Origin of the sequence: Kushneria phosphatilytica, from assembly GCF_008247605.1 — a bacterium.
GTDB lineage: Bacteria > Pseudomonadota > Gammaproteobacteria > Pseudomonadales > Halomonadaceae > Kushneria > Kushneria phosphatilytica.
Genome location: NZ_CP043420.1, coordinates 2327128 through 2340911, shown reverse-complemented (window position 1 = coordinate 2340911; position 13784 = coordinate 2327128). Strand labels below are relative to the sequence as shown.

Below are 13784 nucleotides of genomic sequence, written 5' to 3'. Positions count from 1 at the left end.
ACAATACAGGACCGGATAGCGCCCGGCCCTGTCGTGACATCATCAGTGTCGCATGGCAGTACGTACCCGCCGGCCAATGGCATAAGCCATGGTGCCGCGACGGATCCAGCGACGCAGACCGCCTGTGCTCGTATTTCTCCTTTTGCCCTTGCGGGCGAAGAAGGTACCGAGGCCCAGCGCAATCAGACCACGGTAACGCATCACCTGTGTCCATGCGTGATCGATCGGTGCCGTGGCTTCTCGCCAGTCACGCACGGCGGTGGCGAGATTGAGCCGATCCTGCACCACCTGCTCTTCGAGCTGGCGCCGGCGCACGGATGGATCACGAAACATCGTGATGGCGCTCCAGGTACTGTCGGTCTTCGGTAAACCGATTCATGGTTGAACGCAGCAGATTGGGCTCGCGCGCGATACTGCGTACACGCAGTGCGATCAATGCGCCAGTCAATAGCAACACTGCCGAGGCGATGCCAATAGCCAGCAATCGGTGGTCTTCCCAGAAGGCCACGATGACCAGCAGCATGAGCATGCCGACACCGAACCCGATCAGAAGCAAAGCGAGCCCGGCCAGCAGCAGCATCGAAAACAACCGGGCCCGCTCTTCCTCCAGCTCTACCACGGCAAGGCGAAGACGAGTCTCGCCGGCGGTGATGACACTGGTGAACAGCTGGCGCCCGGCGCTGATGACCTTTTCCGCCGGGCCGCTGGCGCCTTCCTGACGAGCCATCAGCGACGTCCGATCAGTAATCCGGCCACCATGCCAGCGGCGGCGCTGATGCCGAGACTCTGCCAGGGATTTTCGCGCACATAGTGCTCGCAGCACTCCACGGTATCCATGGTCTGGGTACGAACGCGCTCACCCTGTGCGCTCAGCCGTGCCCGTGTTTCGCGCAACCGCTCCTCGGCCCGGGCCCGCAGACGAGAGACGTTTTCCCGGGAATCATCAGCGGTCGCGTTCATCAGCTCTTCCACGGTCTGCGACAATTGACGCAGGTCCTCGCGGAGCTGTTCCTTGCTGACATCGCGTGCGTTGCGCTCGACGGGCTGCATGGCCATGGTTGTCATCCTCCATTGATATTGATGGCAGTTTCATCATAGCAGTCGATGAGCTGCCTTCAACGCCGAACCGCCTGTTTGCAGTATGTTCTTCAGTCGAAATGGCAAAAAACGAGGATAATGTCGTGTTCAGAGAGTATCCGGAATGCCTGCTAAAGAGGTGTTCAGACTGAAACCGAGGCTGATTCGTCGGTTGTAGTGATCGTAATCGATCAGACTTTCACCATAGCCGTTATAGTACTGCACAAATCCCCGAATCTTGCCGAAGAGCGGGAAGGAGTAATCCACCTGATTACCGAAATGGCCCTGTCCCGGGTTGCCGCGAATCAGCCAGGTGAATTCCTGATTGTTACGAGTATAGCTCAGGGTGAAGTCCGCATAGCCCATGTAATCCTCGATGTCAGGATTGTCATCATTGCTGTCGGATTCCGGAATGCGCCAGAAGGGCATGACTTCAAGGCCCCATGGACCCTGCTGAAAAACAGAGGCCAGGTAAATGCGATTCCAGCTGCGCGATAGCGGATCGGAGCGCCCATTGGACTGGTGCATCAGGCCGATTCGATTGGCTGAATTGATCCAGTTGAAAAGATGCTGATTGTTATCGAAGCTGATAAAGATTTCGGGTTGATAATTGGTTTCCCGGAAAGGGGAAGAAGCATCGGAATTGTAAGCTTGCCACCATGATCGCTGTGAATAGGCAAAGTAGACATCACCGTTGTTACCGAAGATATCATCGGCGATACCCACCTTGAAGCTGAGCTGAAACTGTACCTCGGCACGATCCACACCGCTGCCTGACTCTATTTCATTGAAGCTCTCGCCATCGGGCGTGAAGTTATAGGCCCAGGGCATCAGATAATTGCGGTGAAAAACGGTGATGGCCAATGGATTGCGAGTGGCACGTTTCTCGAGTTCGGCCTTGCGCGCCCGGTTGGCTTCAACCGACGCGTCGGTCTCCTGATGATCGACAGCGGGCTGGGCACTGCGAGGCTGATCATCCGCCCGCGCCATACCGGCGGGTTCAAGGCCGGACATCGCCAGCAGGGTGATCGCGGTCATCAGGGGCAGTGAGGCACGAGAAAGGATGAAGGCCATGAGTACACGCATTCCACAACAACGTTAAGGAGGGCAGCTTATCATGACCATGGACGTTTGGCAGATGAACATGCTGAAGAAGCAGGCGTGGAAAAAACGCATCACCCATTCGGCGTAAAACAATAATCGGGTAGTGATCGCGAGGAGCGTCCGGAATGACCCGGTGCGAACAGGAAGAAGCAATGAGGCAACAAACACAACACCCCTCCTCTCATGGAGCGCATCAGCACGAGCATGACCATGTCGGCGCTGACAATGAGCGCCGAGTCGTGCGCGTCATGATTCTGACCGGCATGTTCATGCTTGCCGAAGTCGTGGGGGGCTGGTGGTCGGGGTCATTGGCGTTGCTGGCCGATGCAGGCCATATGTTCAGCGATAGTGCCTCACTGTTATTGGCCCTGGTCGCCTTCAGGCTGGCGAGACGATCACCCGATCATCGGCGTACCTATGGTTACGAGCGCTTTCAGGTGCTGGCCGCCTTTGTCAATGCACTGGCGTTACTGGCTGTCGTTGGCTGGATTGTGGTCACTGCCATAAAGAGGCTGTTCATGCCAGTGCCGGTCGGATCACAACTCATGCTGGTAATCGCCCTGCTGGGATTGGTGGTGAATGTGATGGCATTTTTCATTTTGCATCATGGTGACCGGGCTAATCTCAATCTGCGCGGTGCGCTGGTCCATGTTATCGGTGATCTGCTGGGGTCGGTAGCTGCCATTGCAGCCTCTCTGATTATCATGCTGACGGGTTGGACGCTGGCTGACCCACTGCTCTCCCTGCTGGCTGCCGCCTTGATTCTGAACTCGGCGGTCAAGGTACTGCGCCGCTCGACGCATGTGCTGTTGGAAGGGATACCGGAAGGTGTCGATATCGCTTCCATCCGCCGAGAACTGATGAAGGTCGAGGGTGTTGAAGAGGTACACGATCTTCATGTCTGGGCGCTGACGGCTCAATCGCCATTATTCAGTGCGCACCTGGTCGCCGATGCGCAAAGTGACCGCGATGAATTGATGAAGCGAGCCCAGTCATGTCTGAAAACGCATTTCGGGCTGACACACACCACCTTGCAGGTGGAGAGCCAGATATGCATGACCGGCGGGAATTGTGACGCGCACGTCTCATTACATGAGTCATGATCTTCACTGAAGGTTGCGGTTACAATGAATGCCATTTTACTGCCGCAATCAGGGATGATTGCACAGGCAGCTGACCAACAGGGAGTGTTGTCTTGTCACGTTCGACGGAGCCCCGTCATCCCAGTCTTTATACCAGGCGTGTATGGATCGCTGCGCTTATCGCGGCATCGGTCATTATTGTTCTGACCCTGCTGTTTCTGGGTTGCGAAATCCTGCTATTGATATTTGCCGGATTGCTGATGGCCCTGCTGATCTCATTGCCTACGGACTGGCTTTGTCGTCATACCTTTTTATCGCGACGCTGGTCACTGGTGGTTGTAATCGGCGGTCTGATTGCGCTATTGGCAGCATTCATGATGAATTTTGCCACCAACGCATTGCAGCAGTTTCATCAAATGTCTCAGGTATTGCCGCAGTCAATCGATCATCTGGAGCAGCAGATGCGCCATTGGCCGTTCGGGGACAGGCTGGTCAGCCATCTCGAACAGCATGGTTCTGCCAGTGACCTGTTACGCAGCTGGCTTACCCGGGTCGAGACGGTGCTCTCTTCTACCTTTGGCGCCTTGATCAATACCGTGGTTGTCATCTTTATCGGTTTATATATCGCGATCGAACCGGATACCTATCGCAAGGGTGTGCTGGCGCTGATTCCGCCGCAGCGCCGTCAGGGATCGCGTGTGCTGATGAAGGAAGTGCGCAACAAGCTGAGCTGGTGGCTGATCGGACAGCTGGTATCGATGTCCGTGGTCGGCATCCTGACAGGGATTGGGCTCTGGTTGCTCGGCATTCCACTGGCCCTGTCGCTTGGATTGCTGGCCGCACTGATGGAGTTCATTCCCAACTTTGGTCCACTACTGGCGGCCGGGGCAGCTCTGCTGGTGGCTTTCTCCCAGGACCCCGAGGCGCTATGGCATGTAGCAGTGCTCTATACCGGTATTCAGTTTGTCGAGAGCTATCTGCTGACGCCCTGGGTGCAACGGGAGGCGGTGGAAATCCCGCCGGGACTACTGATTGCAGTGCAACTGGCACTCGGTCTGTTGGCAGGTATCCTTGGGCTGCTGGTCGCTGCGCCACTGACGGCCCTGGGTATGGTGCTCATCCAGCGTCTTTATGTAGAAGGCTGGCTGGGGGAGGGGGCCATCCCTTCGAGTCCGGAGACAGCCTCTGCTTCAGCCGATGAGGAAAAAGGTCACTGATCACTGCGGCTGGCATAAAGCAGAAATTCGCGATTGCCATCGCCGCCTGTGATCGGGCTTTCCTGCCAGTGATGAATGACGAACCCGCTGTCCTGGCAGGCCTGTTCCAGACGGGTGCGCACAGTGGTGTAGTCACTGCTCGCTTTCACCAGTCCGCCGCTACCAATACGTTCCGGCGAAAGTTCGAATTGTGGTTTGACCAGTGAGAACAGCGTGCCGCCCGGGGGCAGCAGGCGGGCAATTTCCGGCAGGATCAGGGTCTGCGAGATAAAGGAGACATCCATGACCGCGACGGTGAATCCGCCCGGTGCCAGAGCATGCAATATGTCATCGGGAAGGGCGCGAGCATTGACCCCCTCAAGACATTCAACTCGGGGATCATCCCGGAGCTGAGCATCAAGCTGATCATGTCCGACTTCAATACCAATGACCCTGGTGGCGCCGAAGCTCAGGACACAATCGGTGAAACCGCCCGTGGATTGACCTATATCGATCACGGTGGCGCCTTTCAGGGAGACATCGGTGGCTTGCAGTAATGCTTCGAGCTTGAGGCCTGCTCGGGAGACGTAGCGCTCTTCGGGGTCCGGTTCGATCATGAAGTGGGTGTCGATCGGTAGCTTCTCGCTGACCCGCTGCACGAGCTGCCGGCCATGCCCGGTCTCAATGAAAACGCGCTCGCTGCGAATGAGGCGTTGGGCGCGCGTCCGGGAGCGTACCAGTTGCTGGCTGACCAGTAGTTGATCGGCTCTTTTCATGGTGAGGCTGGGTCCTTGCAAAGGGTCTTGCGCGAGCGCTGATCGTTTCGGGGGCTGGGATTGAAGGACTGCTGCCATCGCGCCAGCAGGCTGCTTCGCTTGAGAGGATCGACCAGTGCCAGCAGCCCCGGCCCGGGGCGAATGAAGTGCGCTGCGTGATCGGCTACGTTCATGTCATTGCCGGGTTTGTCTGCCGGGCGCAACGTGCCCAGAGCGGTCTTTTGAGCCAGTAGCTTTTGTCCTTCGTGACTTGTCAGAAAATGCAGAAAACGTCTGGCATGGTCCGGGTGCGGCGCGTTGCGTGGAATCAGGGCCAGCCGTTGCATGATCAGGGCATAGTCCTCGGGGACCTGTACCACCAGTTCGGGATGGTGGCGGGCCAGACGCATGGCATAGGAGCCGATCAGATTGTAGCCGACCAGATAGCGTCCGGAGAGCAAGCCTTCGAGCATGGCGCCGGTACTGTCGGTCAGTTCTGCATGGGCTGCTCCCAGGGCGGCGACCAGTGACCAGATCTGTACCGATTGGCGCGCATCCTCTGCCAGATAGGTAAATCCGGTATCACTGCACGCTGGATCATAGGTGACCACTCGCCCATCCAGAGCCTGGCGATGCTGCCTGAGCTGTTGCAGCAGTGTAGCGTGATCGCGCGGCACACCGAAGCGTTGCGCATACTCACGTCGATACACGATCACCAGCGGTTCCGCGGTCAGGCCAACCAGTTCGTTGCGCCATCGTGAAGCCACAGGCCAGTCGTCGGGCAGGGTATGCTCCCCCAGCGACATGGCATGGCCATTATTGGCACGAAGATACTGCCATGGCATGGCCGATGACATGGTGAGATCGGGGGTGAAGCCCCGGGCAGTACCTGTAGCGCTCCGGTTGGGACGTCCTGATACATCGATATAGCGCAGTGTCATGGCTGGGTAGCGCTGGTGAAAAGCCACCAGTATCGTGTGCATGATGTCTGGGTCCAGCACCCCCTGAATGACCAGGGTGGGTCCACCGGGATCGCCGGACAGCGTCAGGGTGGGTTCGGTGGCCGAGGTGGTGCCTCCCCATGCCGGTAAGCTCCCCATCAGCAGCCGGCACCCCAGCAGCATGAGCAGACATGCTCGCATGATCTTCAGCATGTGCGCTGTTCCGATACCGAAGGCTCGATCAGCACCATGGCGGCGCTGAGCCCGGGGGGCGGAGTGCATTCATCAAGGACAAGTCGGCCACCATGCGCCTGACAGACCCCCGCAACGATGGCCAGCCCCAGGCCGGAGCCATTATGCCGCTCACCATGAAAGGGGCGCAGGACATCAGCTCGCTGCTGCTCTGGAATACCGGGTCCGTCATCTTCCACTTTAAGGGTCGGAGGGTGCGCCTCAACACGTACAGTCACTCTGGTACGGGCATAGTGCATGGCGTTATCGATCAGGTTGGTCAGTGCTTCTTCGAGCTGCCAGTGTGAACCGCTCACCATGATGCGACTATCGGGAGCTTCAATACCGAGATCGATCGTGGCCCCCGGATAGCGATTGAGTGCCTGACGCATGCTGCCCCGGGCCAGCTGGATCAGATCGAGAGGATGTTGTTCGATCGGTGCATCGGGCGATTGCAGTCGAGTCATCGAGAGCAATTGACTGGCCAGACGGGCCGCGTTTGCAGCGCTGCGCTGCATTGATTCAAGAGCGCTGTACCACTGTCGGGGGTCATCACTGCGCAGCGCCAGTTCGGCGCGTGAAGAAAGGCCGGCCAGCGGCGTGCGTAACTGGTGTGAGGCATCACCAATGAAGCGCTGCTGATGGGCATTGACGCGTCGCTGACGAGCCAGCAGATCATTGAGGGCTTCAACCAGCTCACGCAGTTCGCGAGGTACGGGGATGACAAGTGGTGAAAGATCGCCGGAAGATCGATTGCGCAGATTCTGGCGCAGCCGGCGTAGTGGTGCCAGCGCCATGGCTACTGCCCCGGTAACCAGCGCCAGCATCAGCAGTGCCACCCCCGCCAGACGCAACATACTGCCCTTGAGCAATTGATCGGCAAGTCTGTTGCGTGCCTCCAGCGTGTGCGCTACACGAATTGCGAAGTGATCATGGCGCTGCCAGCCGGCCAGCTGTGCGTGGCGCACGCCCAGTCTCAGGGTCATGCCATGCCACTGCACGGTGGCAGCCCGAAAGGCTGTATCCCTGTCGCCAGGGAGGGGCGCTTCGGTATCGCTCGGCAAGGGGGGGAGATCGACATTACCACTGATGGGGGTGCCTTCGGCATCGACCAGGGTATAGAACACTCGTTCGTTACCATTGGGGGCCAGCATTTCCAGTGCCGAGGCGGGCACATCAAACCATAACTGATCGGATTGCCAACTGACCTGTTCGACAAGCACCCGTGATGCAGCATCCAGCAATCGGTCGTAGGCTCGATTGGCGCCCTGGTGAGCGCCGTGACTTGCCTGGAGCAGCAGCAGGGCGCCAAGGATGATCATGGCCAGTACCATCAGACTCAGCAGGCGTTGATAGAGGCTGGTGGTTACAGACATGACTCAGCCCTGCTCAAGGCGGTAACCCATGCCACGGATTGTGCGCAGCGTGAGATCGCTTCCTGCCAGGCGGCGGCGCAAACGATGGATATAGACTTCGAGTGCATTATCGGCAATCGCCTCTTCACAGCCGAAGGCTTCTTCGTTGAGCCGGGCACGTTCGACGACATCTCCGCCATGACGTAACAGGCAGGCCAGCAGGCGCAGTTCCCGGGGTGGCAATGCGACCGATTGCTCCTCAATGAAGACTCGCTGGGTGCGCGTATCGAAGCTCACTGTTCCCATACGCAATGTCTCGCCGACACCACTGTGAGGTTGTCGACGCAGCAGGGCACGAATCCGGGCCTCGAATTCATCCAGTGAGAAAGGTTTGGTGAGATAATCATCGGCCCCGAGGTCGAGTCCGCGCACCCGATCTTCGACCGAGGCCCGCGCGGTCAGGATCAGTACGGGGGTAGAGCGATCATGGCAGCGTAGTGTCTCCAGTACCTCAAGACCACTGCAGCCCGGCAGGGTGAGATCCAGGATGATCAGGTCGACATTTGTATCAGCACTGAATCGCTGTCGAGCGGTATCTCCCCGAGTGATCAGTTCGACAGGGTATCCCTGCTGGCTCAGCAGGGTCTGCAGGGTGTCAGCCAGCAGTTCATCGTCCTCGATCAGTGCAAGCGCCATGGGTGGCGAGTCCTCGATGCATCATGTTTGATCAAAAGTGGCACCTCCGGCGTGTTATCGCGCCCGTGCTCTGAGCTACACTGCTGCGATTCGTTACGCGATGATCCGGGCCCGGCACCGGATGTCAACTCCGGTAGCAGCCGCTGCCCGGGTTTGGCGCAGGATGCGCGCGCCAGACGGAGCAGTTCTGTTGCTATCCAGCACTCATGGGAGCAGGCATGAAGGGATTAGCCGGTTCACGCCGGTTTCAGGAGTGGCCGGCACAGCTTGCGCTGTCGCTGACCATTGGTGCTCTGGGCGGTGTACTGTTTTCGTTCGCCCAGTTGCCACTGGCATGGATGCTGGGACCGCTATGTGCCAATTTGCTGGTAGCTATCGGGGGTGTCCCGGTGGCGGTGCCGGAACGCTGTCGAGCGGTCTTCATGGGCGTGCTGGGGTTGGTGCTGGGCGGGCGTATTACGCCGGCTTTCGTTCAGCAGGCGCTGGCATGGCCCGCATCGGTATTGCTGTTGATTGTCGGGGTATGCACAAGTACAGCCGTGGTAGCGCTCTGGTACCGACGAGGCTGTGGTTTCGATCGAGTCAGTGCCCTGTATTCATCCACGCCCGGGGCAATGACCGCCATGATTCTGATGGGCGAGCGCGCCGGTGGCGATCCTCAACGCATTACCGTATCGCAATCGTTGCGGGTGCTGATCGTGATTCTGACCCTGCCGGCACTGTTCTGGCACTTCGAAGCGACAGCAGGGGCAAGTCGAGGGTATCCGGCTACCGAAGGCGTCTGGCTGGTACTGTTGTTGCCACTGATGATCGGATTGGGTCGGTTGCTGCGATTGCCGCAATACTCATTGCTGGGCCCGCTGCTATGCGCGGCATTGCTGGGGGTACTGGGTGTCGTGCATTTTCAGCCACCAGACTGGGCAATGAATCTCATGCTGTGGATGCTGGGTTGCGCTATCGGTTCACGCTTTCGTGGGTTGGCGCTGCGCCTGTTGTTACGCTACGCTGGCCAGACGCTGATCGCATCGATCATTGTACTGGTAATAATGGTCGGCTTTGCCGAGCTGATGCACCAGTGGCTGCAGGTGGATCGGGATGTAGCCATTCTTGCCCTGGCTCCGGGCGGTCTGGGAGAGATGGCGCTGGTCGCACTATCGTTGAACATTGATCCTCTGTTCGTGACCTTCCACCAGCTGGTGAGAGTCGTGGTGCTGGTCCTGCTGGCGCCATTGGCCATGCGGGGTCTGCTGCGCTGGCGTTGTCCGCCCGTGAAGCATGACGCGTCTCGATAGCCGGGAAGAAGTGGTAGCGCTTGTCGAGCCTTTCGGGCACTGGTATGATGCTCGCTCGGTTTTTGCAGGACTACCAAGGCAAAGCGTCAAGTCACTGATTTAACAGTAAAAGCGCTTTCGTGTAGTTAAAAAAGGCCGGTTATGGTGGCCCTTGTCGGTCCTCCCGCAACGCGAAATCGCGAACCCCGCCAGGCCCGGAAGGGAGCAACGGTAGCGATGGAGCCGTGTGCCGGGATGTGGCTGATGAGGGTCGCCACCCTTCGATATTGTCTCTCCTCATGATATATCCCCGATGACCGGTTGGCCCCGCTATGGCGGTCAGTAAAAACCTCAGGGCTGGCCGCGGTAATGCTCAAGACACTGCTTGCGGTAGATGGTGGCGATCTGCGCTGGTGAAGCACGGACGTAGTCCGGGTTGGAGTAGATCAGTGCCATGACCAATCGATACTTTCTGCTGTACCAGGCCTTGGAGCGAGCGGTAAGGGCAGCCCGATCGGTATCGGAATATTGCTGGTGATCGGCTGTTTCAATGGTCTGAAACAAATCCTGCGCCAGCTCATCTGCGATCAGGATTTCTTCGGACAGCGGTATCCCTGCATCGCGGTCATGAGCCATGCGCTCGGCGAATTTGCTTTCGGTCTGGCAGAATAACTCATGAATGTCATCAGCCAGCACAGGAGTGGCGAGCGGAAACAGCAGTAGTATCCATGAGGCTCGCTTCATGTCCGGCCCCCTCCTTGAATGATGTCCAAAGCTTAGCGTTCCATGTCATCTGCGTCGCCCAGACGAAATGTGGAGGCGAGCCAACATTATTCTCCCGGTTTGAAGGTCCGTCGCTTTTCGCCGTCATGCCCAGTCGATAGAATAAGCATACAGTCGGTGCAGGCTCATCGGCATCAACTGTATTTCAGTGATATTGGTGCGACGTTCAACACTCCATGTCCTTCGATGAACGACGGACCCCAGGAAATTCCCCGGCAGCTGCATGAGCTATCAGGTACTGGCCCGCAAATGGCGGCCGCGCACGTTTCATGAACTTGTCGGTCAGGAGCACGTCAGTCGTGCCCTGATCAATGCGCTCGATCAGGGCCGGCTTCATCATGCCTATCTGTTTACCGGGACCCGAGGTGTGGGCAAGACCACGCTGGCCCGGATACTGGCCAAGTGTCTGAACTGCGAGCAGGGCGTCACATCGACGCCCTGCGGTCAGTGTGATACCTGCCGGACCATCGATGAAGGACGCTTCGTCGATCTGATCGAAGTCGATGCGGCCTCGCGCACCCGGGTCGAGGATACGCGTGAGCTGCTTGAAAACGTGCAGTATGCCCCGACCCAGGGGCGCTACAAGGTGTACCTTGTTGATGAGGTACACATGCTGTCGACGCACAGTTTCAATGCGCTGCTCAAGACCCTCGAAGAGCCGCCTCCGCACGTCAAGTTCCTGCTCGCGACCACTGATCCTCAGAAGCTGCCGGTGACGGTGTTATCGCGTTGTCTGCAGTTCGCGCTCAAGCAGATGACTCCCGAGCGCATTGTCGAGCATCTCGGGCAGGTGTTGAACAGTGAGCAGGTCGAATTCGAAGAGCGGGCGCTATGGCTGCTCGGTCGCGCAGCCAATGGGTCGATGCGTGACGCTCTGTCACTGACCGATCAGGCCATCGCCTTTGGTGAAGGGCGAGTGGAGCATACTGATGTCGCGGCCATGCTGGGCACGCTTGATCATCAGCATGTCATCGCTCTGGCCGAAGGGCTGGCCGCCGCCGATGCCCCGGCGCTGCTGGATACGGTGGCGCGCCTGGCAGAGCAGGGGCCCGATTTTGCCGATATCCTCGACTCGCTGTGCGGCATCTTTCATCGCCTGGCGATCGCCCAGATGGTGCCGGGGGCGCTGGATAATGCGCACGGTGACCGCGAGTTGCTACTGGCGTTGGCTGGACGCTTCACGGCCGAAGATGTCCAGTTGTACTATCAGATGGCGCTCAATGGTCGTCGCGACATGGAACAGGCGCCCGAGCCACGCAGCGCGCTCGAGATGGTGCTGTTGCGAATGCTGGCTTTCCGGCCCCAGGGGGTGCCTCGCCCGGCGGATACACCGCTGCCGATGAGAGGCGGAGGCACCGGTGGGGAGCCCCATGACAGCGGCCGGTCGGTAGCGAAAGTGTCAGATGCTTCGGCGTCGTCGCCACCCGCTCAGGCAGCGGAATCCACTACGACTGCTGCTTCCGATGAGCCGCCGCCGCCCGATACGCCTGCCCATCCGGGCTGGCAGGGGCCCGATTCGGGTCAGGCCGAAACGCCGGGGCACCCTCGGGAAGAAGGCGAGCCGCCTCGGTTCGATAATGCCACTGCCCCCCAGGTGGAAGAGGCTTTCTATCCGGAAGCCGACAATCTCGACGAGGTTGTCGAAGAATATACGGATACTGATGGTGAGGCTGCGATGCAGCTACCTCCGGAGGTCTGGTCAGCCCCGGAAAACGAGGGATATGAGCCGCAGCCCGTTGATGACACGTCCATTGATAATGCGTCGATCGATGAAGCGTGGGGGGCTGGTGAAGAGGTGGCCGTTTCCTCGGCAGGTGAAGCCTCCTCCGATGCGTCCCCGTCAGAGCCGAGTGATTTTCATGCACCGGTTGAGGCCGATCATCAGCATCTGACTCAGGCTGGCTGGCTGACGCTCTTTCCGCAGTTGGCGTTATCAGGCATGACGCGCAATCTGATTGCGCATTGCGTGGTTGAACACGATGACGGTCATCATCTGACTCTGCGACTGCACCCGTCACAAGGGGCAATGAATGCCGAGATCCATCAGCAGCGGCTGGTGGCAGCACTGGAAGCTGCCGGATATGCCCGTAGCGTCAGTCTTGAGGTAGGCGAACCTGATGCCCATATGGAAACGCCAAAGGCACGCAGTGATCGACTCAAGGCCGAACAACGCGAACGAGCGGTTGAAGCATTGCGCAACGACCCGCATATCCGGGAGCTGGAACAGGTTTTTGATGCCCGTTTACTGGATAACAGTGTTCGCTCCTTCGAGGCCGAATGACGTTACCGTGACGCGCACTCTCCCCGCCGGCAAATTTTACCGAAGAGGTGAATGATATGTTCAAGGGTGGCATGGGCAACATGATGAAGCAGGCCCAGGAAATGCAGGAAAAGATGCAGAAGGTGCAGGAAGAAATTGCACAGACCGAAGTACATGGCGAGGCGGGCGCCGGCATGGTGAAAGTCACCATGAACGGGCGTCACGATGTCACCGACATCACCCTTGATCCCTCGGTCATGGAAGAGGACAAGGAGTTTCTCGAGGATCTGCTGGCTGCTGCCGTTAACGATGCTGTGCGCAAGGTAGAGACGACATCGAAATCGCGCATGGAAGAAGTGACCGAAGGCATGAATCTTCCGCCCGGTTTCAAGCTGCCGTTCTGAAGCGCTCGAGTTGTCGATGACCTTTTCGCCACTGGTTGAACAATTGCTGGAAAGCCTGCGCGTCCTGCCGGGTGTCGGACCGCGCACGGCACAGCGTATGGCGCTGCATCTGCTCGAGCGTGATCGTGAGGGAGGCATGCGCCTGTCGCAGATCATGGCCGAGGCGCTGGATCGGGTGGGGTATTGCCGCCGTTGCCGCAATCTGACCGAGCAGCCGCTATGCAGCATTTGTGAAGAGCGCCGCCGCAGCGATCGCATTATCTGTGTGGTGGAATCCCCGGCCGATCTGATGGCTATCGAGGAGGCTGGCGGTTATCAGGGGCGATATTTCGTGTTGCATGGTCATCTTTCACCGCTGGACGGGATAGGACCGGAAGATCTCGGGCTTGATGCACTGGAAACCCTGGTGCAGGAAGAGTCACCCGAGGAGGTTATTCTGGCGACCAATCCTACCGTCGAGGGAGAAGCCAGTGCCCACTATATTGCCGAACAGCTTCGCCCCCTGGGAGTGCGTTTGTCGCGTCTGGCATATGGTGTACCCATGGGCGGCGATCTTGAATACGTTGATAGCGGTACGCTGTCGCGCGCTTTTCTGGGTCGTCAATCCTTCAGCGATTAATGTCGCCATT

General features: G+C 58.6%; 15 protein-coding genes and 1 other RNA gene. 7 read left to right on the top strand and 9 right to left on the bottom strand.

The window, feature by feature from the left end:
* Positions 1-42 precede the first annotated feature (42 nt).
* The 4 genes from FY550_RS10805 to FY550_RS10790 form a co-directional block, all read right to left on the bottom strand.
* Positions 43-333 (bottom strand): YqjK family protein, encoded by a 291-nt coding sequence (locus FY550_RS10805; RefSeq protein WP_149054525.1) that lies wholly within the window; start codon positions 331-333, stop codon positions 43-45.
* Positions 323-727 carry a phage holin family protein gene (locus FY550_RS10800; protein WP_070978928.1) on the bottom strand — a complete coding sequence of 135 codons (405 nt, stop codon included), beginning with the start codon at positions 725-727 and terminating at the stop codon, positions 323-325. The genes FY550_RS10805 and FY550_RS10800 overlap by 11 nt, the downstream gene beginning before the upstream one ends.
* On the bottom strand, positions 727-1056 hold the full coding sequence (locus tag FY550_RS10795; protein ID WP_084388121.1) for a DUF883 family protein: 330 nt from the start codon (positions 1054-1056) through the stop codon (positions 727-729). Before FY550_RS10795 ends, FY550_RS10800 begins: the two co-directional genes overlap by 1 nt.
* Before the next feature lie 129 nt (positions 1057-1185).
* Positions 1186-2151 (bottom strand): phospholipase A, encoded by a 966-nt coding sequence (locus FY550_RS10790; protein ID WP_168169325.1) that lies wholly within the window; start codon positions 2149-2151, stop codon positions 1186-1188.
* A 182-nt stretch (positions 2152-2333) separates the two neighbouring features.
* Between FY550_RS10790 and FY550_RS10785 the strand changes: the two genes are divergently transcribed.
* The gene (locus FY550_RS10785) at positions 2334-3284 is read left to right on the top strand and encodes a cation diffusion facilitator family transporter (RefSeq protein WP_149054524.1); all 951 of its coding nucleotides are present in this window, start codon (positions 2334-2336) and stop codon (positions 3282-3284) included.
* 92 nt (positions 3285-3376) lie between these two features.
* Entirely contained in the window at positions 3377-4480 is a 1104-nt protein-coding gene (locus FY550_RS10780; protein WP_149054523.1) for an AI-2E family transporter, read from the top strand.
* On the opposite strand, the gene FY550_RS10775 is transcribed toward FY550_RS10780, so the two are convergent.
* From FY550_RS10775 to FY550_RS10760, 4 genes are read right to left on the bottom strand one after another with little or no spacing between them, the layout of a single operon-like run.
* Complete coding sequence (locus FY550_RS10775; RefSeq protein ID WP_070978924.1) at positions 4474-5235, bottom strand: TlyA family RNA methyltransferase; 762 nt, start codon at positions 5233-5235, stop codon at positions 4474-4476. The genes FY550_RS10780 and FY550_RS10775 overlap by 7 nt on opposite strands.
* Positions 5232-6368 (bottom strand): ABC transporter substrate-binding protein, encoded by a 1137-nt coding sequence (locus FY550_RS10770; protein WP_070978922.1) that lies wholly within the window; start codon positions 6366-6368, stop codon positions 5232-5234. Before FY550_RS10770 ends, FY550_RS10775 begins: the two co-directional genes overlap by 4 nt.
* Entirely contained in the window at positions 6362-7762 is a 1401-nt protein-coding gene (locus FY550_RS10765) for a sensor histidine kinase (protein WP_070978920.1), read from the bottom strand. Before FY550_RS10765 ends, FY550_RS10770 begins: the two co-directional genes overlap by 7 nt.
* A 3-nt stretch (positions 7763-7765) precedes the next feature.
* On the bottom strand, positions 7766-8437 hold the full coding sequence (locus FY550_RS10760) for a response regulator transcription factor (RefSeq protein WP_070978918.1): 672 nt from the start codon (positions 8435-8437) through the stop codon (positions 7766-7768).
* Positions 8438-8655: 218 nt separating this feature from the next.
* Here FY550_RS10760 and FY550_RS10755 point away from each other — a divergent pair, with 218 nt between their 5' ends.
* Positions 8656-9729: an AbrB family transcriptional regulator gene (locus FY550_RS10755; RefSeq protein WP_070978950.1), complete on the top strand. Its 1074-nt coding sequence runs from the start codon at positions 8656-8658 to the stop codon at positions 9727-9729.
* Between the two features lie 152 nt (positions 9730-9881).
* Positions 9882-9978: signal recognition particle sRNA small type (gene ffs / locus FY550_RS10750), an RNA gene on the top strand.
* 81 nt (positions 9979-10059) lie between these two features.
* Here the strand turns inward: ffs and FY550_RS10745 are convergent.
* Positions 10060-10452 (bottom strand): hypothetical protein, encoded by a 393-nt coding sequence (locus FY550_RS10745; RefSeq protein WP_070978915.1) that lies wholly within the window; start codon positions 10450-10452, stop codon positions 10060-10062.
* Positions 10453-10714: 262 nt separating this feature from the next.
* Between FY550_RS10745 and dnaX the strand changes: the two genes are divergently transcribed.
* The 3 genes from dnaX to recR are packed head-to-tail and all read left to right on the top strand — an operon-like array spanning position 10715 to position 13774.
* Positions 10715-12772 (top strand): DNA polymerase III subunit gamma/tau, encoded by a 2058-nt coding sequence (gene dnaX, locus FY550_RS10740; RefSeq protein WP_149054522.1) that lies wholly within the window; start codon positions 10715-10717, stop codon positions 12770-12772.
* A gap of 56 nt (positions 12773-12828) precedes the next feature.
* Complete coding sequence (locus tag FY550_RS10735; RefSeq protein WP_070978911.1) at positions 12829-13155, top strand: YbaB/EbfC family nucleoid-associated protein; 327 nt, start codon at positions 12829-12831, stop codon at positions 13153-13155.
* 16 nt (positions 13156-13171) lie between these two features.
* Positions 13172-13774, top strand: coding sequence for a recombination mediator RecR (gene recR / locus FY550_RS10730; protein WP_070978910.1), 603 nt, complete (start codon positions 13172-13174; stop codon positions 13772-13774).
* The last annotated feature ends 10 nt before the right edge of the window (positions 13775-13784 follow it).

Bases quoted from the DNA above. Each gene is read 5' to 3' on its own strand.
- FY550_RS10735 (WP_070978911.1), top strand. From the start codon at position 12,829: ATGTTCAAGGGTGGCATGGGCAACATGATGAAGCAGGCCCAGGAAATG.
- recR (WP_070978910.1), top strand. From the start codon at position 13,172: ATGACCTTTTCGCCACTGGTTGAACAATTGCTGGAAAGCCTGCGCGTC.
- dnaX (WP_149054522.1), top strand. From the start codon at position 10,715: ATGAGCTATCAGGTACTGGCCCGCAAATGGCGGCCGCGCACGTTTCAT.
- FY550_RS10785 (WP_149054524.1), top strand. From the start codon at position 2,334: ATGAGGCAACAAACACAACACCCCTCCTCTCATGGAGCGCATCAGCAC.
- FY550_RS10770 (WP_070978922.1), bottom strand. From the start codon at position 6,368: ATGCTGAAGATCATGCGAGCATGTCTGCTCATGCTGCTGGGGTGCCGG.
- FY550_RS10755 (WP_070978950.1), top strand. From the start codon at position 8,656: ATGAAGGGATTAGCCGGTTCACGCCGGTTTCAGGAGTGGCCGGCACAG.
- FY550_RS10775 (WP_070978924.1), bottom strand. From the start codon at position 5,235: ATGAAAAGAGCCGATCAACTACTGGTCAGCCAGCAACTGGTACGCTCC.
- FY550_RS10800 (WP_070978928.1), bottom strand. From the start codon at position 727: ATGGCTCGTCAGGAAGGCGCCAGCGGCCCGGCGGAAAAGGTCATCAGC.
- FY550_RS10760 (WP_070978918.1), bottom strand. From the start codon at position 8,437: ATGGCGCTTGCACTGATCGAGGACGATGAACTGCTGGCTGACACCCTG.
- FY550_RS10790 (WP_168169325.1), bottom strand. From the start codon at position 2,151: ATGGCCTTCATCCTTTCTCGTGCCTCACTGCCCCTGATGACCGCGATC.
- FY550_RS10765 (WP_070978920.1), bottom strand. From the start codon at position 7,762: ATGTCTGTAACCACCAGCCTCTATCAACGCCTGCTGAGTCTGATGGTA.
- FY550_RS10745 (WP_070978915.1), bottom strand. From the start codon at position 10,452: ATGAAGCGAGCCTCATGGATACTACTGCTGTTTCCGCTCGCCACTCCT.
- FY550_RS10795 (WP_084388121.1), bottom strand. From the start codon at position 1,056: ATGGCCATGCAGCCCGTCGAGCGCAACGCACGCGATGTCAGCAAGGAA.
- FY550_RS10805 (WP_149054525.1), bottom strand. From the start codon at position 333: ATGTTTCGTGATCCATCCGTGCGCCGGCGCCAGCTCGAAGAGCAGGTG.